At 64.3% G+C, this 21809-nt stretch carries 21 protein-coding genes; 10 read left to right on the top strand and 11 right to left on the bottom strand.

Annotated features, from left to right (window positions below; all coding sequences use genetic code 11):
• The first annotated feature begins 41 nt into the window (after positions 1 to 41).
• A complete protein-coding gene (locus EP379_RS12480; protein WP_127478119.1) occupies positions 42 to 1079 on the top strand; it encodes a metal-dependent hydrolase in 1038 nt (345 codons plus the stop codon).
• Positions 1080 to 1155: 76 nt separating this feature from the next.
• Here EP379_RS12480 and EP379_RS12475 read toward each other — a convergent pair whose 3' ends face one another.
• The 6 genes from EP379_RS12475 to argE all read right to left on the bottom strand — a co-directional run bounded on the left by EP379_RS12475 (position 1156) and on the right by argE (position 7723).
• Entirely contained in the window at positions 1156 to 1563 is a 408-nt protein-coding gene (locus EP379_RS12475; RefSeq protein ID WP_127478118.1) for a DUF3805 domain-containing protein, read from the bottom strand.
• A 34-nt stretch (positions 1564 to 1597) separates the two neighbouring features.
• On the bottom strand, positions 1598 to 2809 hold the full coding sequence (locus EP379_RS16530) for an HD-GYP domain-containing protein (protein WP_127478117.1): 1212 nt from the start codon (positions 2807 to 2809) through the stop codon (positions 1598 to 1600).
• Between the two features lie 48 nt (positions 2810 to 2857).
• Entirely contained in the window at positions 2858 to 4087 is a 1230-nt protein-coding gene (locus tag EP379_RS12465; protein WP_127478116.1) for an EAL and HDOD domain-containing protein, read from the bottom strand.
• Between the two features lie 21 nt (positions 4088 to 4108).
• On the bottom strand, positions 4109 to 4939 hold the full coding sequence (locus EP379_RS12460) for a Dam family site-specific DNA-(adenine-N6)-methyltransferase (RefSeq protein WP_127478115.1): 831 nt from the start codon (positions 4937 to 4939) through the stop codon (positions 4109 to 4111).
• Between the two features lie 8 nt (positions 4940 to 4947).
• Positions 4948 to 6303: an amino-acid N-acetyltransferase gene (gene argA / locus EP379_RS12455; protein WP_127478114.1), complete on the bottom strand. Its 1356-nt coding sequence runs from the start codon at positions 6301 to 6303 to the stop codon at positions 4948 to 4950.
• A gap of 268 nt (positions 6304 to 6571) precedes the next feature.
• On the bottom strand, positions 6572 to 7723 hold the full coding sequence (argE, locus tag EP379_RS12450) for an acetylornithine deacetylase (protein ID WP_127478113.1): 1152 nt from the start codon (positions 7721 to 7723) through the stop codon (positions 6572 to 6574).
• A 752-nt stretch (positions 7724 to 8475) separates the two neighbouring features.
• On the opposite strand from argE, the gene rimI reads away from it, so the two are divergent.
• The 4 genes from rimI to EP379_RS12430 all read left to right on the top strand — a co-directional run bounded on the left by rimI (position 8476) and on the right by EP379_RS12430 (position 13495).
• Entirely contained in the window at positions 8476 to 9603 is a 1128-nt protein-coding gene (gene rimI / locus EP379_RS12445; protein ID WP_127478112.1) for a ribosomal protein S18-alanine N-acetyltransferase, read from the top strand.
• A gap of 11 nt (positions 9604 to 9614) precedes the next feature.
• Complete coding sequence (locus EP379_RS12440) at positions 9615 to 11096, top strand: RimK family protein (protein ID WP_127478111.1); 1482 nt, start codon at positions 9615 to 9617, stop codon at positions 11094 to 11096.
• Positions 11097 to 11187: 91 nt separating this feature from the next.
• Positions 11188 to 13038 (top strand): dihydroxy-acid dehydratase, encoded by a 1851-nt coding sequence (ilvD, locus tag EP379_RS12435; protein ID WP_127478110.1) that lies wholly within the window; start codon positions 11188 to 11190, stop codon positions 13036 to 13038.
• 112 nt (positions 13039 to 13150) lie between these two features.
• A complete protein-coding gene (locus tag EP379_RS12430) occupies positions 13151 to 13495 on the top strand; it encodes a hypothetical protein (protein ID WP_127478109.1) in 345 nt (114 codons plus the stop codon).
• A 60-nt stretch (positions 13496 to 13555) separates the two neighbouring features.
• Here EP379_RS12430 and EP379_RS12425 read toward each other — a convergent pair whose 3' ends face one another.
• Positions 13556 to 14185, bottom strand: a complete 630-nt coding sequence (locus EP379_RS12425; protein ID WP_127478923.1) for a riboflavin synthase subunit alpha — start codon at positions 14183 to 14185, stop codon at positions 13556 to 13558.
• A 158-nt stretch (positions 14186 to 14343) separates the two neighbouring features.
• Between EP379_RS12425 and phoB the strand changes: the two genes are divergently transcribed.
• Both phoB and phoR read left to right on the top strand, forming a co-directional pair.
• Entirely contained in the window at positions 14344 to 15036 is a 693-nt protein-coding gene (phoB, locus tag EP379_RS12420; RefSeq protein WP_127478108.1) for a phosphate regulon transcriptional regulator PhoB, read from the top strand.
• Entirely contained in the window at positions 15037 to 16344 is a 1308-nt protein-coding gene (phoR, locus tag EP379_RS12415; RefSeq protein WP_127478107.1) for a phosphate regulon sensor histidine kinase PhoR, read from the top strand.
• Positions 16345 to 16539: 195 nt separating this feature from the next.
• Here phoR and EP379_RS12410 read toward each other — a convergent pair whose 3' ends face one another.
• Positions 16540 to 16938, bottom strand: a complete 399-nt coding sequence (locus tag EP379_RS12410; RefSeq protein WP_127478106.1) for a hypothetical protein — start codon at positions 16936 to 16938, stop codon at positions 16540 to 16542.
• A 287-nt stretch (positions 16939 to 17225) separates the two neighbouring features.
• Between EP379_RS12410 and EP379_RS12405 the strand changes: the two genes are divergently transcribed.
• Positions 17226 to 18515 (top strand): thioredoxin family protein, encoded by a 1290-nt coding sequence (locus tag EP379_RS12405; RefSeq protein WP_127478105.1) that lies wholly within the window; start codon positions 17226 to 17228, stop codon positions 18513 to 18515.
• 29 nt (positions 18516 to 18544) lie between these two features.
• Here EP379_RS12405 and EP379_RS12400 read toward each other — a convergent pair whose 3' ends face one another.
• Both EP379_RS12400 and EP379_RS12395 read right to left on the bottom strand, forming a co-directional pair.
• On the bottom strand, positions 18545 to 18793 hold the full coding sequence (locus tag EP379_RS12400) for a hypothetical protein (protein WP_127478104.1): 249 nt from the start codon (positions 18791 to 18793) through the stop codon (positions 18545 to 18547).
• Positions 18794 to 18969: 176 nt separating this feature from the next.
• On the bottom strand, positions 18970 to 19755 hold the full coding sequence (locus tag EP379_RS12395; protein ID WP_127478103.1) for a spermine/spermidine synthase domain-containing protein: 786 nt from the start codon (positions 19753 to 19755) through the stop codon (positions 18970 to 18972).
• Positions 19756 to 19817: 62 nt separating this feature from the next.
• Here EP379_RS12395 and EP379_RS12390 point away from each other — a divergent pair, with 62 nt between their 5' ends.
• Both EP379_RS12390 and EP379_RS12385 read left to right on the top strand, forming a co-directional pair.
• Positions 19818 to 20258: a putative iron-sulfur cluster-binding metallochaperone gene (locus tag EP379_RS12390; RefSeq protein ID WP_172600480.1), complete on the top strand. Its 441-nt coding sequence runs from the start codon at positions 19818 to 19820 to the stop codon at positions 20256 to 20258.
• Positions 20251 to 20970 carry a M48 family metallopeptidase gene (locus tag EP379_RS12385; RefSeq protein WP_172600479.1) on the top strand — a complete coding sequence of 240 codons (720 nt, stop codon included), beginning with the start codon at positions 20251 to 20253 and terminating at the stop codon, positions 20968 to 20970. Before EP379_RS12390 ends, EP379_RS12385 begins: the two co-directional genes overlap by 8 nt.
• Before the next feature lie 82 nt (positions 20971 to 21052).
• On the opposite strand, the gene EP379_RS12380 is transcribed toward EP379_RS12385, so the two are convergent.
• Positions 21053 to 21808: a cyclic nucleotide-binding domain-containing protein gene (locus EP379_RS12380; RefSeq protein ID WP_127478101.1), complete on the bottom strand. Its 756-nt coding sequence runs from the start codon at positions 21806 to 21808 to the stop codon at positions 21053 to 21055.
• Position 21809 lies beyond the last annotated feature (1 nt).

Raw genomic sequence — 21809 nt, 5'->3', positions numbered from 1 at the left:
CAGCGAACCTTCGCGCATACGATTCGACCCACAATTAATTCATGGATACCTTGACCCATGCCCTGAGCGGTATGTTGCTGGCGCGGGCCACTGCGCCGGCCCAGCCGCACAGCGGTCAGTTGCCGCTGCGCGCCCGGATGCTGGTCGGCCTGCTGGCCGGCGCCTTTCCCGACAGCGACTTTGTGCTCCAACTGTCCGGCGATGCCTTCGTCTATCTCAACCATCATCGCGGTGTGACCCACTCGCTGCCGCTGTTGCCCCTGTGGGCGCTGTTGCTGAGTGGCCTGTCGGTACTGTTGTGGCGCCGGCGTCATGCCTGGCAGGCGTTTTACGGTGTTGCGCTGCTGGCGCTGGGCATCCATGTCGCCGGCGATGTCATCACCGCCTTCGGCACCCGGATCTTCGCGCCGTTCAGTGACTATCGCGCCGCCTTGCCGGCGATCTTCATCATCGATCTGTGGTTTACCGGGATCATTGTGGCGGGATTGTTGGCCGCCTGGTTGTGGCGCAGCCGGCTAGCGGCGCGCCTCGGTCTGACCTTGCTCGCCGCCTATGTCGGCGTACAGGTGTGGCACATGCAAGCGGCAGGGGAGATCGCGCAGCACTACGTGCAGACACAGGGGATAGCCGCCCGGGAGGTGGCGGCACTGTCCCAGCCGCTGTCGCCATTTCACTGGAAGCTGCTGGTGCGGGATGAGGGCGGCTATCACCGGGCCGATCTGAGCCTGTATCGTGACGCGGTGCCGGCCACGCCGACGGACGATGCGGGTTTCCTGGCACGGGTCGCGGCGCTGTACCGGCCGGCAGAGGATTTGCAGTGGGACTACCGGCCGCTGTTCGGCGCTGACGTCGCTGAGCAGGCGCTGGCCCGGGAGGCATGGCAGGCGCCGGTGCTTGCCGGCATGCATCGCTTTGCCGAGTATCCGGCGCTGTATCGCATCGATCGGGAGGGCGCCGGTGTCTGCGTGTGGTTCTACGACCTGCGTTTCGAGCTGCGCAATCTGCGCAACCCGTTCATTTTCGGCGCCTGCCGCGCGGACGAACGGGCAAGGTGGCGGCTGGAGCGGCTGACGGAGTAGACACCGGGTCCGCTCGGCGAACGGAGCCTGGCGCGGGCGCCTATTTGGGAAGTTCCGAACTTGTTCAGAGTTTCCCTTATTCAGAGCTTCCTTTGATTTTCAGGCTGCCGATGATGGCGGCCAGTTCCTCGTCCTCGGCGCCTTCCATGTCTTCCGGGCAGTCGTAGGTGATGAAGAACACGCAGTGGCCGGCGGCCAGATACCATTCCTTCCACGCCATGTTGTCTTCGCTGTAACTGAGCATCAGGCCATGCATGTCACCCAGGCTGACGTCCATGCGCCGCGCCCCGGCCGCGAGGGTGTCGGCGGCAAGGTCGAGCAACTCCTCATCGGTGGTGGCGCCCTCTTCCTTGCAGAAACAACTGATCTCCAGCGTGCCGATGCCCTCCTCGGGGTCATACAGCAGCACGCTGTCCTCGTCGTTTTCCATGATCCAGCCCGGCGGGCAGGAGGCGGTCCAGAGCGGTTGTGCGGCAGTCGGCATGATGGCGTGTGGTTGTGGAGGGGAGGGGATTATATCAGGACTGTTCCCACGGCAGGCCGCTGGATTCGATTACATCCAAGCAGGCATCCACCACCCGGCTATCGTAGACAGTGCCGCGGCCGCGGCGCAGTTCGGCCAGTGCCTGTTCCAGGCTGAGGGCGGGGCGATAGGGGCGATGCGAGGTCATCGCCTCCACCACGTCGGCCACCGCGATGATGCGTGCGCCGAGGCCGATGGCCTCGCCCTGCAAACCCTGCGGATAGCCGCTGCCGTCGAGGCGCTCCTGGTGTTGCAGGATCATGTCGCGCACCGGCCAGGGCAGGTCCACGTCCTTGAGGATGTCGTAGCCCACCTGCGGGTGGGTCTTCACCAGGGCATACTCGAAATCATTGAGCTTGCCGGGACGATTGAGGATTTCGGTGGGTACGTAGATGTTGCCGAGGTCATGGAGCTGCGCCCCGAGGCGGATGCCTTCGACATCGTCGGCCGGCAGGCCCATGCGCTGGGCGATGGCGGCGGCGAGCCGGCTGGTGTGTTCATGATGTCCGGCAGTGTAGGGGTCGCGTTTTTCCACTGAGCGCGTCAGCGCCTGCACCAGTTGCAGCAGGGCCTTGTCCAGGGCGCTGCTGGCATGCTGGGCGCGCGCCTCGGCGGCCTTGCGCACGCTGATATCCTCGACCACGGCGATGAAATATTCCGGTTCACCCTGCGCATTCCGATGCAGCGAGATGGTGAGGTTTCCCCATACGGTGGTGCCGTTCTTGCGCAGGTAGCGCTTTTCCAGGGTGTAGGTCTTGATGCTGTCGTCGAGCAGGCGCCGGGCTTGTTCCAGATCGCTCTGCATGTCGTCGGGGTGAGTGATGTCTTCAACGCGCAGCGCCTGCAGTTCCTCGGCGCTGTAACCCAGCATGTCGCACATCTTCTGATTGACGCGCAGGGGCCGCCTATCCATTCCGACATGGGCGATGCCTACGGCGGCCTGGTCGAAGGTGTCGCGGAAATACTGTTCGCTTCGGCGCGCGGCCTCGCGCGAAGCCAGTACGATGCCGAGGCTGCGCTGGATGAGGAGATAGAGCAGGGCGCCGGTGATGGCGACAAAGGCCCATCCCTTGGTGGTCTGCAGCCGGGCGGTCTGGATGGGATCGTCTGTGAGCAGCGGCACCAGCTGATCGGAAAACAGGATATACAGTGCCGCAAACAGCACGTACAAACCGACGATACGCAACGCTTCGCTGTGTTTGTCCATGTTGCCGTTGCCCTCCTGGTTACGGCGCGACACAAGTGTCGTCGCCGCTCAGGCGGCGCGCAAGGCCTTGCTGCTGTTGTCGGCCCATTTCACTGCTGCCAGATAGGCGCTGTTGTAATCGATGGCAACGGCCCCGCGCAACACAACGCCGTCCCACTCCCCCCGCTCGTAACAGACGACGGCTTTGAGCAATGCCCCGAGCGGCCCCTCGCGATCGAGCAGGGCCAGCTTGATGGGCATGGACAGCGGCAGCTGGTCGAGCAACGTCTCCATCGGCTGATCGAGTATGGCGTCGAGCAGGGAGAACAGTCCGGCGGTAAAGGCCTGATTGCTGTCGATGGCGGAGTCGGTGACCGACAGCAGTTCGCACATGCGCGCCCGGATCAGGGCGATGGTCATCAATTCACGTGGCTTGTGGTTGTCGATCTGCGACAGCAGCAGCAGGGTGGCCCAGTTGCGTACCGTGGCGAGGCCGAGCAGCATCAGGGCCTGGCGGATGGAGTCGACCTCGCGGCGCAAGCCGAAGGTGGCGCAGTTGATGTAGCGCAGCAGGCGGAACGAAAGGATCACATCCTGGGCGATGAGTTGCTCCACCTGCCGCAGTTCGATATTGGGATTCTGCAACTGGGCGATCAGGCTGAGCACCACGCTGCGGTTGGCGCTGGTGGTGCGGGTGTGAATGACGTCGGGGTGGGCGAAGAAATAGCCCTGGAACAGGTCGAAACCGAGTTCGCGGCACATCTCGTAATGCGCCGGCGTCTCCACCTTCTCGGCAACGAGCTGCAATCGGTAGCGTCGCAGTCGTTCCACCGTGTATGCCAGTTCGTCACGTTCCATGGCCAGCACGTCCAGCTTGACGAAGGCGGCCAGCTCCAGCAGCGGCAGCGTTGCGTGCTGCAGCAGGTAGTCATCCAGGGCGATGCGATAGCCCTGCGCCACCAGACGGCGCACGCCGGCGATGACGCCGGCATCGGGCACGATGGTCTCTAGCAGCTCGAACACCACCTGCTCGTGGGACATGGGCAGCGGATAGTCTCCGGTGAAAAAGTCGCCGGTGACATTGATGAAGGCGGGCTTGCTGCCGACGATGTTTTCCAGCCCCACCTCCATGAAGGTATTGATGATCACTTGCGAAGTGGCCAGATCGCCGTCGGCGAAAGCGGCGCGATTTTCCTTGCTGCGGCGATACAGCAGTTCATAGGCGTAGACATCCAGCGCCCGGTTGTAGATGGGTTGGCGGCCGATGAAGGTGGCTTTGCTGTGTTTGTCCTGGTGCATACCGATCCCTGGGTGCGTGCCTCAGCCTGCGGCGGGGTAGAAGGCGAGCAGTTCGTTCACCCGGCAGCGTTTGTGGCCGTGGCAGCTGATGGAGCGCTGTACCGACAACTGCTCGATGTCGGCAGCGGCGTAGGCGCTGCGGGTGAACGGGGTGTCGTGATTGGAGATCAGCACACTGATGCCGCCGCCGGCCGCTGCGGCAGCGATGTCGGCCAGACGCTGCTGCTGCTCCAGATCGAAGCCATCGGCATGGTAGGCGGTGAAGCTGCTGGACAGCGACAGCGGCACATAGGGCGGGTCACAGTAGACGACGTCACCGCTGCGGATCTGGCGCAGGGTCTGCTCAAAAGTGGCGTGCCGGAATGTCGCGCGCCTGGCCTTGTGATGAAAGGCCAGCATCTCCTGCTCGGGGAAATACGGTTTCTTGTAGCGGCCGAAGGGGACGTTGAAGCCGCCCTTGGCATTGTAGCGGCACAGTCCGTTGTAGCCGTGACGGTTGAGATAGACGAACAGCACGGCGCGGCGGCGGGTGTCGCTACAGGCGTTGAATTCGGCACGCAGCCGGTAATAGGCCTCGGCGGTGTTGTTGGCCGGGCGGAACAGCTTGCGGCAATCGGCTATGAACGCCGCACCTTCCCGTTTCAGGGTGTTGTACAGGTCGATGAGGTCCTTGTTGCTGTCGGCCAGCAGGTAGCGCGGGTAGTCGGTGTTGAGGAACACCGCGCCGGAGCCGGTGAACGGTTCCACCAGCCGCTGGCCGGCGGGCAGGCGTGCCTTGATCCGCTCGATGATGCGGTATTTGTTGCCGGCCCATTTGAGAAACGGGCGCACGGGTGCGGTAGCGGTGGTCATCAGCATGATCAGAGCGGCTTGATGAACACCTTGGAGCGGCGCTGCCAGTTGTACATCGCCTGCTTCTTCACCGGCAGATCCTTGATGTCCGCCTCGCGGAAGCCGCGTTCCTGGAACCAGTGGGCGGTGCGCGTGGTGAGCACGAACAGCCGTTCGATGCCCATGTCCCTGGCCTGCCGCTCGATGAAGGCGAGCAGATCGTCGCCGCGTCCCTGTTTGCGGTAGTCGCGGTGTACCGCCAGGCAGGCGAGCTCGCCCACCCGCTCCTCGGCGAACGGGTACAGCGCGGCGCAGGCGACGATCATGCGATCGCGTTCGGTGACGATGAATTGATCGATTTCCATCTCCAGCAGCTCGCGCGAGCGGCGCACCAGGACGCCTTCCGCCTCCAGCGGGGCGATGAGTTCGAGGATGCCGCCGACGTCGTCGATGCTGGCGCGGCGTGTACCCTCGAACAGCTCGCCGCTGACCAGGGTGCCGATGCCGTCGCGGGTGAACAGCTCCAGCAGCAGGGCGCCGTCGACATGACGATCGATGAGGTGGGCGCGGCGCACGCCGCCGCGGCAGGCGCGCAGGGCGCCGCCCAGGCAGCGCGCCATCTCCTCGCTCTGCTTGCGTGCCAGCGCCTGTTCCGCCTCGGTGAGGTTCAGCTCGCGGATCAGCCGGCGCCGGCTGTCGGTGACGCCCTTGGCGTCGGTGAGGAAGATGAGTTTTTCCGCACGCAACTGCATGGCCGTGGCGGTGGCCACGTCCTCGGCGCTGAGGTTGAAGGTCTCGCCGGTGGGCGAATAGCCGATGGGCGAGAGCAGCACGATGGCGCCGTCATGCAATTGCTTCTGTATCGCCTCGCCGTCGATGCGGCGCACCTCGCCGGTGTGCTGGTAGTCGATGCCGTCGCGCACGCCGAGCGGCTGGGCGGTGACGAAGTTGCCGGAGGCGACGCGGATACGCGCGCCCGCCATGGGGGAGTTGGCCAGGCCCATGGAGAGCAGGGCCTCCAGTTCGACCCGCACCGTACCGGCGGCCTCCTTGACGCAGGCGAGGGCGGCGGCGTCGGTGATGCGCAGGCCGTTCTCATAGTGCAGCTCGATGCCGCGGGCGTTGAGTCGCTCCTCGATCTGCGGCCGCGCGCCGTGTACCAGCACCAGGCGCACGCCCAGGCTGTTGAGCAGGCCGATGTCGTGCACGAAGCTGGCGAACTGTTCCTCGGCCACCAGCTCGCCGCCGAAGGTGATGACGAAGGTGCGGCCGCGGAAGGCGTTGATGTAGGGCGTGGAGCCGCGGAACCAGCGGACAAAGGCCTGTTCGTCGGTGGGCGTGGTCACGGGCGGATCCTTTTCCTTCCTGTTGTTCTGATTGGGCATTTTCCGGGCAGCGGAGGGGAATGTCTAGTCGGAAAGTGGCAGGTTACAAGTTGCAAGAAAAACAAAGGGCGCTTTTGCTTGGGGAAGCTCTGAATAAGTTCAGAGCTTCCGCGGCACAGGGATGTGCCGCCATTTTTCAAAGACGATAAGTCGTTGAAAAATGAAGCCAAGCGAAAATCACACTTTTCGCTTGGCGTGGTCTGAGAAGTCCAGGATGGATTTATTCAGACCTTCCTTGGAACTTGAGACTTGTCACGCGTAACTGCCTTTACAAACAGAACCGCTGAATCAGCCCTTTGAGAATGCCGACCATGGGATCGATCCGCTCCAGCGCCAGGTATTCGTCCGGTTGGTGTGCCTGGGCGATGTCACCCGGGCCGAGGATGATGGTGTCCATGCCGAGGCGGTTCAGGTACGGCCCCTCGGTGCAGAAGGCGACGGCCTGGGCGCTGTGGCCGCTGAGTTGTTCGGCGGTTTGCACGATGGCGGCGGTGGCCGGGGTGTGCATCGCCGGGGTGCCGTGGAACAGGCGCCGCACCTCCAGGTGCAGGCCGCTGCCGGCCAGGGTCTCGCCCAGGCGCTGTTCCAGGGTGGCGCGCAGTTCGTCCAGTTCCATGCCGGGCAGGGGGCGCAGGTCGATGTGCAGATCGCACTGGCCGCAGATGCGGTTGGGATTGTCGCCGCCGTGGATGTGGCCCAGGTTGAGGGTGGGCACCGGCACGGTGAAGCGCGGGTCGCGGTGGCGGGCTTGCAGTTCGCCGCGCCAGGTGAGCAGTTCGCCGATGACCTTGTGCATGCCCTCCAGGGCGCTGTTGCCGAGGGAGGGATCGCTGGAGTGGCCGGAGCGGCCGGTGAGACGGATCCCCTCCATCAGGATACCCTTGTGGGCGTTCACCGGGCGCAGGCCGGTGGGTTCGCCGATGACGGCATGACGTGCCCGCGGCCGGCCCAGTTCCACCAGGGCCTGGGCGCCTTCCATGGAACTTTCCTCGTCGGCAGTGGCGAGGAGGATCAGCGGCTGCTTCAAATCACCGGCCTGAAACCCGCGCGCCGCCTCGATGGCGAGGGCGAAAAATCCCTTCATGTCCGAGGTGCCGAGACCGTAGTAGCGCCCGTCCGCCTCGGTGAGGCGGAATGGATCATGGTTCCAGCGCCCTTCGTCGTAGGGCACGGTGTCGGTATGGCCGGCCAGCACCAGGCCGCCCGGCCCCTGGCCCAGGGTGGCGATGAGGTTGGCCTTGTGGGGCTGGCTGGGCAGCGGCAGCACCTCCACCTGGAACCCCATGCCGGAAAGCCACAGCGCCAGCAGGTCGATGACCGGCCGGTTGCTGGTGTCGAACTCCGGGCTGACGCTGCTCATGGAGGGGGCGGCGATCAGGGCGGCGAGCATGTCGTGCAGGGAGGGCGGCGGTGTGGTCATGGTGGTGTTTTCGGGTGGTGGATGTGCGTAGTGTAATGCATGGGGGCATGCTAGATTGAACGCTGTTTGTTGGTTGTGGTTTTGACGGGGTTGGTGCGCTGCGTGCGCTGATTTAGGCGGGGGATTCCGTCCCCCTGCGCCGGATTACTTTCTTTTGTCTCGCCAAAAGAAAGTAATCAAAGAAAAGGCGCCCCCGATGTCTCGCCCTTCGGGTTCCCTGCGTTGCTCGCTCAAAACGGGGTTTCGCCGACAGGACGTCCGTGTCCTGACGGCGAACGACGCGCCATCCATGGCGCGCCCCCTGCGGGCCTGTCCGTTTTGAGCTGCGCTACTCGGCGAGACAAAGGGGATTTCTCACAGGCTCGCCTGACGGCATCGCGCTGTGAGGTGTGCGTGTAGCGCACACTTTCTTGTTTTGGGTTTTGATTTTGACTTTCGGGTTTTCCCCCGTCTGCCGCGCCGAGCATCGCAGCCCGAATCGGCGCTCGCCTTCGCGCCAGGGACGGCGCGTAGGCGAGCGCCGATTCGGGCGAGAAGCGCAGGGAACCCGCAGGGCGCGGGAGTCGGGCGGCCTTTCTTTTCGTTACTTTTCTTTGGCCGAACAAAGAAAAGTAACCCGCGCGCGGGGCGGCTCCCCGCACCAAAATTAATCCGCGCGATAGCGCGCACCAATCCGGAGTAGGGGGACGGAATCCCCCGCCTAGATCAGCGCGCGCAGCGCACAAACATATGCGGCGCCAAAGAGGCCAGAAATGATCCGCCCTGCCACAGCAGAAGACATCGACGCCCTGGTGGAGATCGAAAACCGCTGCTTCGATACCGATCGCCTGTCGCGGCGCAGCTTTCGCCACATGATCACCAAGGCCCATGCCGCGCTGCTGCTCGACGAGGACGGCGGCGCGGTGCGTGGCTATGTGTTGCTGCTGTTCAATGCCGGCACCTCGCTGGCGCGCATGTATTCCATCGCCGTCGACCCGCAGTATCGCGGCCGCGGCATCGGCCGGCAGTTGATGCTGGCGGCGGAGCAGGCGGCGCTGGCGCAGGATTGTGTCACCCTGCGTCTGGAGGTGCGCGTGGACAATGCCTCGTCCATCGCCCTGTACGAATCCATGGGTTACCGCCGTTTCGGTGTTTACGACGACTATTATGAAGACCACATGGACGCGCTGCGCTATGAAAAACGCCTGCTGCCGTCGCTGCGGCCGGACATGGCACGGGTGCCCTATTACGAGCAGACCCTGGAGTTCACCTGTGGCCCGGCGGCTTTGATGATGGCCATGGGGGCGCTGGACCCGGCCATCGAGCTGAACCGCCGCCTGGAACTGCGCCTGTGGCGCGAGTCCACCACGGTGTTCATGACCTCCGGTCACGGCGGCTGCGGGCCGTTCGGTCTGGCCCTGGCGGCCCATCACCGTGGTTTCGAGGTGGAGGTATACGTCAACGACGAGGGGGCGCTGTTCGTCGACTCGGTGCGGGCGGAGGAGAAGAAGGAGGTCATTCGTCTGGTGCAGGACGACTTCACCGAGGAGATGGCACAGCTCGGACTGCCGCTGCATTACCGTCGCATTACGGTGGGCGAGATGAAAGAGGAATTTGCGCACGGTGCTATCCCGCTGGTGCTGATAAGCTCCTATCGCATCTACCAGGAGAAGTTTCCGCACTGGGTGGTGGTGACCGGCTTTGATGACCACTTCATCTATGTGCACGACTCCTTCGTGGATCGCGAGAAGGGCAAGACTGTCACCGACTGCGTGAATATGCCTATCCCGCACAAGGATTTCGAGCGTATGGCGCGCTACGGCAAGTCCGGCCAGCGCGCCGTACTGATCATCCGCAAACCCGAGACGACCGCGCGCAAACGGACGACGCGCAAGAGGTAAACAGCAGGGCCATGACTACGCAGATTATCGTGGTGGAGGATGCGGCGGACTGGAAGTTCGACGGCCTCGACTATCCGGTGGTGAACGTCGATGACTATTTCACCGGCAAGGAATACTTCAATCTCAAGCATGTGCAGGTGATCAACCTGTGCCGCAGCTACAAGTATCTCAGCGTGGCCTATTACTGCTCGCTGCTGGCCGAGGCGCGCAATCACAAGGTGATCCCGTCGGTGAAGAGTATGCTGGATCTGTCCAGCAAGGCGATGTATAGCCTGAATGCCGTCAATCTCGACGAGGAGGTGGCGAAGAGTCTGCGCAAATACCGCAAGGACAGTCCCGAGCGGGTGTTCGAGATGGATGTGTTCTTCGGCAAGTGTCTGTTCGAGCCGATGGCCGACCTGGCCCGGCAGATCTTCGAGACCTTCCCCTGCCCGTTGCTGCGCGTCGGTTTCCGTCGTTCCGAAAGTGTCTGGCACATCGAATCCATCAAACCCTTGTCGCTGCACAAGCTGGACAGCGAAAACCGTGCCTTTTTCGCCGAGCAATTGCACGGCTACCTGAAGAAACGCTGGCGCTCACCCAAATCGCGCAGTCAGGCGCGCTACGACCTGGCCATCCTGTACAACTACGACGACCCGCTGCCGCCGTCCAACCGCAAGGCCTTGCAACGCTTCATCAAGGCCGGACGCGCGCTGGACATCGATATCGAGATCATCGATCGCAAGGACTACTCCCGTCTCGCCGAATACGATGCCCTGTTCATCCGCGAGACCACCAATATCAACCACTACACCTATCGCTTCGCCAAAAAGGCGGAAAGCGAGGGCATGGTGGTAATGGACGATCCGCAGTCGATCCTGCGCTGTACCAACAAGGTCTATCTGGCGGAACTACTGCGCGCCAACAAGGTGCCGGCGCCGCGCACGGTGATCGCCGGGCGCAACGACCTCAAGGCGGCGGAGGAGGCTATCGGCTACCCGATGGTGCTGAAGGTGCCGGACGGCTCGTTCTCCCGCGGCGTGGTCAAGGCCGAGACGCCGGAGCAGATGCGGCAGGAGGCGGAGCGGCTGTTCAAGAGCTCGGAGCTAATCCTGGCGCAGGAATACCTCTACACCGAATTCGACTGGCGCATCGGCATCCTCAATCGCAAGCCGATCTTCGCCTGCAAATACTTCATGTCGAAGAAGCACTGGCAGATCGTGCACCACGAATCCGACGGCACTTTCGAGGAGGGGGGTTGGAAGACCCTGGCGGTGGAGCAGGCGCCGGCGGAGGTGGTGGCTATCGCCCTCAAGGCGGCCAATCTGATCGGTGACGGCCTCTACGGTGTGGACCTGAAACAGACCGACAAGGGTATCTACGTCATCGAGGTGAACGATAACCCCAATATCGATGCGGGCGTCGAGGACCAGGTGCTGAAAGAGGATCTGTATCGCCAGATTCTGGCGGAGTTCGTGCGCCGCCTGGAGTTGCAGCACCTGCGCCAGCGTTGAGGCGGAAACTTTTGCCTGCCCTGATCCCCCGGAGGCCGGGCGCAGCGTATAATGCCCGGCATTGAATCCGCATGACTTCCCGGAGAGACCGATGCCCGCATACCGTTCCTGGACCAGCACTCACGGCCGCAACATGGCCGGCGCCCGCGCCCTGTGGCGCGCCACCGGCATGAAGGAAGACGATTTCAACAAGCCGATCATCGCCATCGCCAACTCCTTCACCCAGTTCGTGCCGGGCCACGTCCACCTCAAGGACCTGGGGCAGCTGGTGGCGCGCGAGATCGAGGCCGCCGGCGGCGTGGCCAAGGAGTTCAACACCATCGCCATCGACGACGGCATCGCCATGGGCCACGGCGGCATGCTGTATTCGCTGCCCAGCCGCGAGCTGATCGCCGACGCCGTGGAGTACATGGTGAACGCTCATTGCGCCGATGCCCTGGTGTGCATCTCCAACTGCGACAAGATCACCCCGGGCATGCTCAACGCCGCCTTGCGCCTCAATATCCCCGTTATCTTCGTCTCCGGCGGGCCGATGGAGGCGGGCAAGGCGGTGGTGCACGAGAAGACCGTGGCGCTGGACCTCATCGATGCCATGATCATGGCCGCCGATCCCAAGGAGAGCGACGCCGACGTCGAGATCGTCGAGCGTTCCGCCTGTCCCACCTGCGGCTCCTGCTCCGGCATGTTCACCGCCAATTCCATGAACTGCCTCACCGAGGCGCTGGGGCTGTCGCTGCCGGGCAACGGCTCGCTGGTGGCGACCCACGCCGATCGCGAGCGCCTGTTCAAGGAGGCCGGCCGCATGATCGTGGCACTGGCCAGGCGTTATTACGAAGGCAATGACGAGTCGGTGCTGCCGCGTTCCATCGCCAACTTCCAGGCCTTCGAGAACGCCATGTCTCTGGACATCGCCATGGGCGGTTCCACCAACACCATCCTGCACCTGCTCGCCGCGGCGGAAGAGGCCGGCGTCAAGTTCACCATGGCCGACATCGATCGCCTGTCGCGCAAGGTGCCGCACCTGTGCAAGGTGGCGCCGTCGATCCAGACCTATCACATGGAAGACGTGCACCGCGCCGGTGGCGTCATCGGTATCCTCGGCGAGCTGGACCGCGCCGGCTTGTTGAACCGCGACTGCAAGACCGTGCATGCCGCCACCATGGCCGAGGCCATCGCCTTGTGGGATGTGCGCCTGACCGAGGATCAGAAGCGCAAGGACTTCTACCGCGCCGCCCCCGGCGGCGTGCCCACCACCGTTGCCTTCAGCCAGAACAAGCGTTACGAAAGCCTGGATGTGGATCGCGCGAACGGCTGTATCCGCGACGTCGCTCACGCCTACAGCCAGGACGGCGGCCTCGCCGTGCTGTACGGCAATCTCGCCGTGGATGGTTGCGTGGTGAAGACCGCCGGCGTCGACGCTGCGATCCTCAAGTTCTCCGGCCCGGCGGTGATCTGTGAAAGCCAGGAAGAGGCGGTGGAAAAAATACTCGGCGACCAGGTGAAGGCCGGCGACGTGGTGATCGTGCGTTACGAGGGTCCGCGCGGCGGCCCCGGCATGCAGGAAATGCTCTACCCCACCTCGTACATCAAGTCCAAGGGACTGGGCAAGGCCTGCGCCCTGATCACCGACGGGCGTTTCTCCGGCGGCACCTCCGGCCTGTCCATCGGCCATGTCTCACCCGAGGCCGCCGAGGGCGGCAACATCGGCCTGGTGGAAAACGGCGACATTATCGAAATCGACATTCCCAACCGCTCTATCCGCATCGCCGTTAGCGACGAGGAACTGGCGCGGCGCCGCGCGGCGATGGAGGCCAAGGGAAACCAGGCCTGGAAGCCGGCCAACCGTGACCGTCAGGTGTCGGCGGCACTCAAGGCGTATGCCGCGATGACCACCTCCGCCGCGCGCGGCGCGGTGCGGGATGTATCGCAGCTGGAAAAGTGAGGGGAAGCGCGGCATAGCATCCCGCTACCGGGTCGCCGCTAGAACAATAAGACACTGCGCTGGCGTGGCCCCGGCCTGTGCCGGTGGCATCGTTCAGGGAGGAGAAGAGACGATGATCGTACTGAACAAGTCCCTCGCGGCGTGGACCACGCCCGCCTTCACCTCGGTGCTGAAGGCGGAGATCGAGGCGCTGGATGGCGATGCCCTGCCGTTGCAGGCGGGGCTGGCGCGCAGCAGCCATGCGATCACCACCGGGTTCACCGCCATCGTCCTCAATGCCGCCGAGCTGCCCGGTGCCTTGCGCGTGAAGGTCGGTCTGTCCTACAAGGGCATTACCCCGGGTTGCAGTTGCGCGGACGATCCCACGCCTCTCGACGAGGTGCCCGAATACTGCGTGGTGCAGTTCGATATCGACAGGAAGACCGGCGTGGCGACGGTGGTGCTGCTGCCGGAGTAGGCCCGTGGGCGGGCTTGTGCCGGTGCGGCCGGTTGATGACGGGCCGGCACGATGTCGCTATTACGATGCGCTCTGGTTGTCGCGCATCCGTTCCGCCAGCACCCGCTCCACCGTGTCGACGATGGCCTGGGTCTGCGGATCGATCTCCAGATTGATGCGGTCGCCGGGGCGGCGTGCGGCGATGTTGGTGCGCGCCAGGGTTTCCGGGATCAGGTTGACGCAGAATTCGTCGCCGCGCACCTCACCGATGGTGAGGCTGATGCCGTCGATGCCGATGTAGCCCTTGGTGAAGACGTACTTGCGCAGGGTCTCCGGTAGGCGGAACCACACCTGGCGGTTGTTCGCGCTCTCCAGCACTTGCGTCACCTCGGCCGTCCCCATGATGTGGCCGGACATGGCATGGCCGCCGATGTCGTCGCCGAAGCGGGCGGCACGTTCCACATTGACGCGGTCGCCCACCTGCAGGCTGCCCAGGTTGGTCAGGCGCAGGGTTTCGCGCATCAGGTCGAAGGAGACGCGGTCGCCGTCGATGGCGGTGACGGTGAGGCAGCAGCCGTTGTGGGCCACCGAGGCGCCCGGTTGCAGGCCGGGCAGCAGGGCCGGCGGCAGGCGCACGGTATGGGTGCGCAGGTCCTGTTTCTCCACGATGGCGACGATTTCGGCGGTGCCCTGGACGATGCCGGTGAACATGGTCTGCTCCGGATGATGCGGTTTGGCCGGGGATGATACCATCACCGCAGGCTCGCAAAGGCTGGGCGGCCACGGCTTTGCTGTTATGATGCTGTCACGCGGGTGTCACATTTCCCGTCTTTAATGTTACCGGTGATTCATCATCGGGTTACAGAAATATGACAGCCACAACCATACTCATCGTCGAGGACGAGCCGGCCATCCGTGAAATGGTGGTGATGGCCCTGGAGCGGGCCGGCTACCAGATGTTGCAGGCGGGCAGCGCCGAAGAGGCGGAGCAGGTACTCGCCAACGGCCTGCCGGCGCTGATCCTGCTGGACTGGATGCTGCCCGGCATGAGCGGTATCGAACTGGCGCGCCGGCTGCGCCGCGACGACTACACCCGCGCCACCCCGATCATCATGCTCACCGCGCGCAGCGAGGAAGATGACCGCATCCGCGGTCTCGAGGTCGGCGCCGACGATTACATCGCCAAGCCGTTCTCCACCCGCGAATTGCAGGCACGCATCAAGGCGGTACTGCGTCGCAGCCAGCCCCACGACGACGAGGGCGTGCTGGTGGTGAGCGACCTCAAGGTGGATACCTCCAGCCACCGCGTCACCGCCGGTGAGCAGGCGCTGGAGATGGGGCCGACGGAGTTCCGTCTGCTGCACTTTTTCATGTCGCACCCGGAGCGGGTGTACAGCCGTTCCCAGCTGCTCGACATGGTGTGGGGGCGCGGCGCCTATGTGGAGGAGCGCACGGTGGACGTGCACATCCGCCGTCTGCGCAAGGCCCTGGAGCCGAGCGGCCACGACAACCTGATCCAGACGGTGCGCGGCGCCGGCTACCGTTTCTCCCAGCAGGTATAAATGCCCGCCAATCCCTGGACTCCCGAACTGTGGCGCCTGCTGTGGGTGCTGCTTGGCGCCACGCTGCTGGGGGCTGTGCTGGGCAGCTTCTGGCTCGGCTGGGGGTTGGGCTTGGCCGTGTATCTCGGCTACCACATCTGGCAGTTGCGTCGCCTGGTGGACTGGTTGCGCAGCGGCAAGACGCGCAACATTCCCGAGGCCGGCGGCCTGTGGGGCGAGGTGTTCCACTACATCTACCAGCGCCAGCGCAAACACCAGCAGCGCAAGCGCCAGCTGGAGGAAATTCTCGACCGCTTCCAGCAGGCCACTTCGGCCCTGCCCGATGCCACGGTGGTGATTGGTCCCAAGGACGAGATCCTGTGGTTCAACGATGCCGCCGCCGGTCTGCTGGGTCTGCACTCGGCGCAGGACAAGGGCCAGCCCATCGACAATCTGCTGCGCCATCCCGATTTCATCACCTACCTGCAGCAGAACGGCCGCAACGGCGAGGTGTTGCGCATCCCCTCGCCGGTGGATGACAGCCTGACCATCAGCATCCATCTCATCAACTACGGCCGTGATCAGCGTCTGCTGGTGGCGCGCGACATCAGCCAGCAACAGCGGCTGGATCAGATGCGCCGCGATTTCGTCGCCAACGTTTCCCATGAATTGCGCACGCCGCTTACCGTGGTCAGCGGCTTTCTGGAGACACTGATGGACAGCGGCGACGACTGCGCCGCGCGCTGGCAGCGCTCGCTGACCCTGATGCATCAGCAGGCAACACGCATGCAGCATCTGGTGGCCGACCTGCTGATGCTGTCACGGCTGGAGACCGATCGCTCCAGCCCGCCGCGCGAATTGGTGGAGGTGCCGGCGCTGCTCGCCGCCATCCGCGAGGATGCGCAGTTGCTCTCCGGCGACAAGGCTCATCACATCACGCTGGAAGCGGAGCCGGACCTGCGCCTGTACGGTGCCGAGCGCGAGCTGTACAGCGCCTTCTCCAACATCGTCGGCAATGCGGTGCGTTACACGCCGGCCGGCGGCGAGATCCACCTCCGCTGGTGGAGCGATAGCGCCGGCGCACACTTCTCCGTCAGCGACAGTGGCATCGGCATCCCGGCGGAACACCTGCCGCGCCTGACGGAACGCTTCTACCGCGTCGATACCGGCCGGTCGCGCGAGGTGGGCGGTACCGGTCTCGGTCTGGCCATCGTCAAACATGTACTGACCCGCCACAGCGCCCGTCTGCGCATCGACAGTCGCCCGGGCAAGGGCAGCACCTTCACCATCGACTTCCCCCCCGATCGTCTGGCCGGTTCGGCGACTTAAAGGCAGATACAAGTAACAAGTTGCAAGATACAAGCGAATGCGTGTGCTGCGTGCACGGCTGTTCTTCAAAACCGTACGAGCGCAGCGGGCTCGTTCATTTGCAACTTGAAATCTGTCACTGGCAAGTGGCGCAAAAAAAAAAGCGACGCCGGGCGGCGTCGCAAGATTGCGGCAGTTGCCAAAAAGGCGACCGTTTCAGGCGAGACGGCCGCCGGGGGGAAGCTGGGGTATCAGCCAGGCGGGGATGGGCAGGCGCGACAAACCGCGGGCATAGCGGCGTGCCGTCGTCGCCCCGTCGATGAGTTGATGCAGGATCTCGCGTGTGGTGCGCGCATAGTCCGTGAACGCCAGCACGGCGGTGCCGCGCGAGGAGGCGACAACTTGGGCACGCAGGCGATGGGTGATGAGTTCGTCGTGATGGCGGTGGGTAAAGGACAGCTCTACCTCGGCCTGCTCATCCAGGGTCACCATTCCGGTATCGACGGTCATGCCGTCGTAGCGCAACTGGCGCGCGGTGGCCCGTACCAGCCCCAGTGGGGCATAGGCCAGCATGATGTGGAGTGGCTGGCCGCCGTCGAGATAGTCCTTGTGCATAATCACCCTCCCGCTATGGTTTTGCCTCGGCCAATTTTCGTTCCGTCACAGGCCTGGGAGCGGTAACGATAGCCGGTTATAGTTGATGTGCCAGGGTGCAAAGTGTCGCGCAGCGCGGTGACAGCGGTGTGACAGCAGGCCGTCGCCCCGGCGCAACAGTTTGGATTTTGGCAAAAACTTGCCACTGCCGATGCTTAGCTGTTGAAGTTAAAGCGGCTTGTCGCGGAGGTGGTCGCCAAACTACAAGTAATTGCTTAAGTAAAACTATTCTTGGATAAGAAAATAAAATGAACCGGCAGACAAACAGGGCCTGGCTTGGGGGCTGGCTGGCGCTGCTGCTGTGCTGGCCGCTGCTGGCCGGGGCGGGGACGCCGCCCTGGTGGGAGCCGGCGGCAGACGGTTCTGTCCGGGTGCACCTGTATTTCTTCTGGTCCCAGTCCTGTCCCCATTGCCAGGCGGCGCGGCCCGACGTGGCGGCGATGGCGGCCGAGCTGCCCTGGCTGCAGGTGCATGATCTGGAGGTCAGCCGTGATCGGGAAAATGCCGCCTTCTATACGGAAATGGCCGGCGCGCTGGGCCAGGAGGCCCGTTCGGTGCCGGCCTTTCTGTTCTGCGGCAGCATGGTGGTGGGTTACGACGATGCCGCCGGCATCGGTCGTTTCCTGCGTGAGCAGCTCACCCGTTGCCACGACAGCCTGCGTGCCGGTGCCGGTCTGCCGACGCCGCTGGTGCCGGGGACCACCGAACTGCTGGCCCAGGCGGGATTGTCCGGTTTGGGCGGCGATGCCGGTTCCCTGCCCCTGGTGACCCTGGTCATCGCCGGGCTGGATGCCTTCAATCCCTGCGCCTTCTTCGTGTTGCTGTTCCTGCTCAGCCTGCTGGTCCATGCCGGCGGCCGCCGCCGTATGCTCCTGGTGGGCGGCGTGTTCGTCGCCATCTCAGGTCTGGTGTACTTCGCCCTGATGGCCGCCTGGCTCAACGTCTTCCTGGTGGTGGGACAGTTGCAGATTGTGACGCTGCTGGCCGGCCTGTTGGCGGTGGTGATGGCGCTCATCAATGTCAAGGACTATCTGTGGCCCGGTCACGGGCCCAGCCTGTCTATTCCGGAGGCGGCCAAGCCCGGCATCTATCAGCGGGTGCGCGGTCTGCTGCGCGCCGACAGTCTGCCGGCCCTGCTGCTCGGCACGGTGATCCTGGCCCTGGCGGTGAATAGCTACGAGCTGCTCTGCACCGCCGGTTTTCCCATGCTCTACACCCGCCTGCTCACCCTGCACCAACTGCCGGCAAGCGCCTATTACGCCTATCTGGCCCTGTACAACCTGATCTATGTCGTGCCGCTGCTGGTGATCGTCGCCGTCTTCAGCTGGACACTGGGATCGCGCAAGTTGCAGCCGGAGGAAGGGGCGCTGCTCAAGCTGTTGTCCGGCAGCATGATGCTGGGGCTGGGGCTGGTATTGCTGCTGGCGCCGGAACGGCTGTCCGATCTGCGCGTCGCGGCGGGTCTGCTGGGAGCGTCGGTGGGGGTGACGCTGCTGGCGCGCTGGGCAGAGCGCCGGCGCCGATCGGGCGGGCGATAGCCTCCCCCGCGCGGGGGAGGCAACTGGGCTCAAACGCCCTGGCGGCTCAGGCGCTGGCTGCGCAGGGTGGCACGGGCAGCATAGACGGTGACCGCCAGCATGGGCAGCGCGAAGGCCAGCAGGGCGATGCCGACGCGGGCCGGTTCCACCAGGCGGACATCCACGCTGTTGGCCGCCAGGCCGGCGATGCCTTGCGGGGCAAAGATGAACAGGGCGCCCAGGGCGGCCACCAGGGCCAGGGCGGTCAGCAGCACGAAGAGCAGGACCAGTCGGTTCATGATTTCACCATTAAGGAAGGTCTGAATAAGTCCATCCTGGACTTCTCAGACCACGGCACATCCCTGTGCCGCGGAAGCTCTGAACTTATTCAGAGCTTCCTTAAATTGATAAAAGCCAAGGAAATGCGGCCGGACGTTTTACCCGGAGTGGCGGGGTGAGTCAATGAGCAGATGGATTACAGGCCCCAGTAACGGTTGTTCTTGCGCAGGCGGTTGAGAAAGACGGTGAATTCGATGCCGAGGCGCTGCTGCAGCGCCCGGGCCTCCGCGTCGAGGCGGCGCAGGTCGCGGCGCGGCTTGCCCTGCCGGGTGGTCAGGGCGATGACGTTGGCCTTGCCGTCCACCGGCAGGCGCAACAGGCGGCCGTCGAAGGCGTCACCGAGATCGCTGATGATGTCGTCCAGCTTGATGCTGTCGGCGGACCACAGGTTGGCGGCCAGCACGCCGTCGGCGGCGAGGCGGGTGCGGCAGGCCTCGAAGAACGACAGGCCGGAGGTGGCCTGAGCGACGCCGTCGGCAGTGAAGGCGTCCAACAGGATCAGGTCATAGCCGCTGTGCGTCGCATCCGCCTGGCGGAGGAAGTCGGCGGCATCGGCGATATGCACGTACAGGCGCGGGTCATCGGGCAGATGAAAGTGGCTGCGCGCCACGGCGTAGACACTCTCGCGGTACTCCACCGCGTCGATGCGGCAACCCGGGAAATGGTGCAACAGGAACTTGGCCAGCGAGCCGCCGCCGAGGCCGAGCAGCAGCACGTGGCGCGGTGCGGGCTGGAACAGCAGCGCACTCAGCATGGCGCGGGTGTAGGACAGGGCCAGGCGCAGCGGGTCGTTCAGCTCCATGCTGCTCTGCTTGGGTTCCGAGCCGAAGTGCAACGAGCGCTGGTAGCCGTCCTCGACCACCTCCAGCGTGCCGAGCGCGTCGCGCGTCTCATGGATGACGATGCCGCCGTATTTGTACATGATGCTATTCTACTCCGCCCTTGCTCATAGTGAGCCGGTATCCAGCTTCCGCCAGGAACAGCATGTCGAATTGTTGCGCCGCCACTGCCGAAACTTCTGTGCCCTCCGGCAAGCGGACATGTCCGCTTTGCGGCGGCGAGGGTGTGGGTGTGGCATGGCAGACCCTGCTGCACCATCTCGCCAGACCCTGGCAGCGGCAGGGGATGAACCAGCCGTATTATTTCTGCAATACCCCTGACTGTGAGGTTGTTTACTTCACCGACAGCGGCGTCACCATTGGCAAGCAGGAGCTGCGAACCGTGGTGGGCAGCAAGGAGACCGCCCCCGCTGCCCTGTTGTGTTACTGCTTTGGCGTCAGCCGGGCCGATGCTGTCGACCCCGTCGTGCGTGACTTTGTGGTGCAGCAGACCAAGGCGGGCCTGTGTGCGTGTACCACCCGCAATCCTTCCGGCCGTTGTTGCCTGAAGGACTTTCCCGCCCCGGTTGCGCACTCCCGTGACTGAATTTCCCGCCATCGACTGGTCCGGCGCTGCGCCGGAAACCAGCGTACGCATCAGTGCGCGGGCCCGTTACGTGCGCCTGCGCGTGTTGCCGCCGGGGCGGGTGGAGCTGGTGCTGCCCAGGCGCCACGACGTGCGCGCATTGCCGGGCTTCGTGCAGCAACACCGGCAATGGCTCATCGATACCCTGGCGCGCATGCAGACGGAACATGCGCAGCAGCAGGCGCAACGTGTGGCGCCGGACGAGATATTTCTGTCGGCGCTCAATGAGCGCTGGCAAGTGGAATATCGCCGTGGCACGCGCAACGGCTGCTGGGAGCGGGCCGGGCGCGGCCTCTTGGTGCAATACAAGAACGAGGAGTGGGACAAGGTATTGCAGCGCTGGCTGGCGGAACGGGCCCGCCAGACCGTGGGGCCGAGGCTGCTGGCGCTGGCCGCCGAGTTGGGCTTCACCTGCAACGGCTACGCCATCCGCGGCCAGAAGACGCGCTGGGGCAGCTGCTCACCGAAGAATGTCATCAACCTCAACTGGCGCCTGCTGTTCCTGCCGCCGGAACAGGTGCGCTACCTGATGGTGCACGAACTGTGTCACACCGTGCACCTCAATCACTCCACCCGCTTCTGGGACCTGGTGGAGAAGATGCAGCCGGACTACAAGGCACTGGATGCGGCGATGCGCAAGGCCAACCGGATGGTGCCGGCCTGGGCTCTATGAGCCGAGTTGCAAGTGACAAGCTGCAAGTAAAACCAGGGCGCCAACTTCTTTTCACTTGTAACTTGCCACTTGAAACTCGTAGTTATTCTTCAGTCGGCAACATCACCCGCAAGTCCTGTTCCAGCGCATCCAGCATCTGATCCACGCGGCAGAAGGCGCGCAGCTGTTCCAGATCGCCGACACGCACCTCGTCGCCGCGCACATCCACGCTGTACTGGCGCAGCTCGGCGAGGGCGCGGGAGAAACTCTCCGGCGTCATGCCGAGGCGCGAGGCGAGCAGTTTCTTGTCGTGGGGCAGGCGCGCGGCCTGGCCGCTGTTTTCCACCAGTTGCAGCAGGTACAGCGCCAGGCGCTGGGAGGCGGTGCGCAGGCGCAGGCTCTTTATTTCGCGCACCATGTGGCGGTATTTCTGCGCCATCGAGCCGAGCAGGGCGATGGCGAGGTCGGGATTGCCCTTCAGTTCGCCCAGCAGCAGGCGGGCGGGGATCAGCAGCACGCGGGACGGCTCCACCGCGCGTGCCGAGCGCAGATAACGCTGCGAGGTGAGCACGGTGGCGACGACGAAGGACTCGAACGGGCGCAGCAGCTCCACTATCGCCTCGCGGCCGTCGCTGCTGTCGGCGCTGAGCTGGACGCTGCCCTGGGCCAGCAGGTAGAGATATTCCGATTGCTCGCCGGTACGGAACAGGTATTCGTCACGCTCGTAGCGGCGCAGGGTGGCGCCGGCCGCCAGATTGTGCAGCGCCTGGGCGGAGACGCCGGAGAACAGCGGCGCCTGCGCAAACAGGGCCGCTGCGGCGTCCGGGCCCTCCTGACTGAATATTGGCGTGTCGGTCATG

Origin of the sequence: Sulfurivermis fontis (assembly GCF_004001245.1) — a bacterium.
GTDB lineage: Bacteria > Pseudomonadota > Gammaproteobacteria > Thiohalomonadales > Thiohalomonadaceae > Sulfurivermis > Sulfurivermis fontis.
This window is presented reverse-complemented; position numbering and strand designations above follow the sequence as displayed.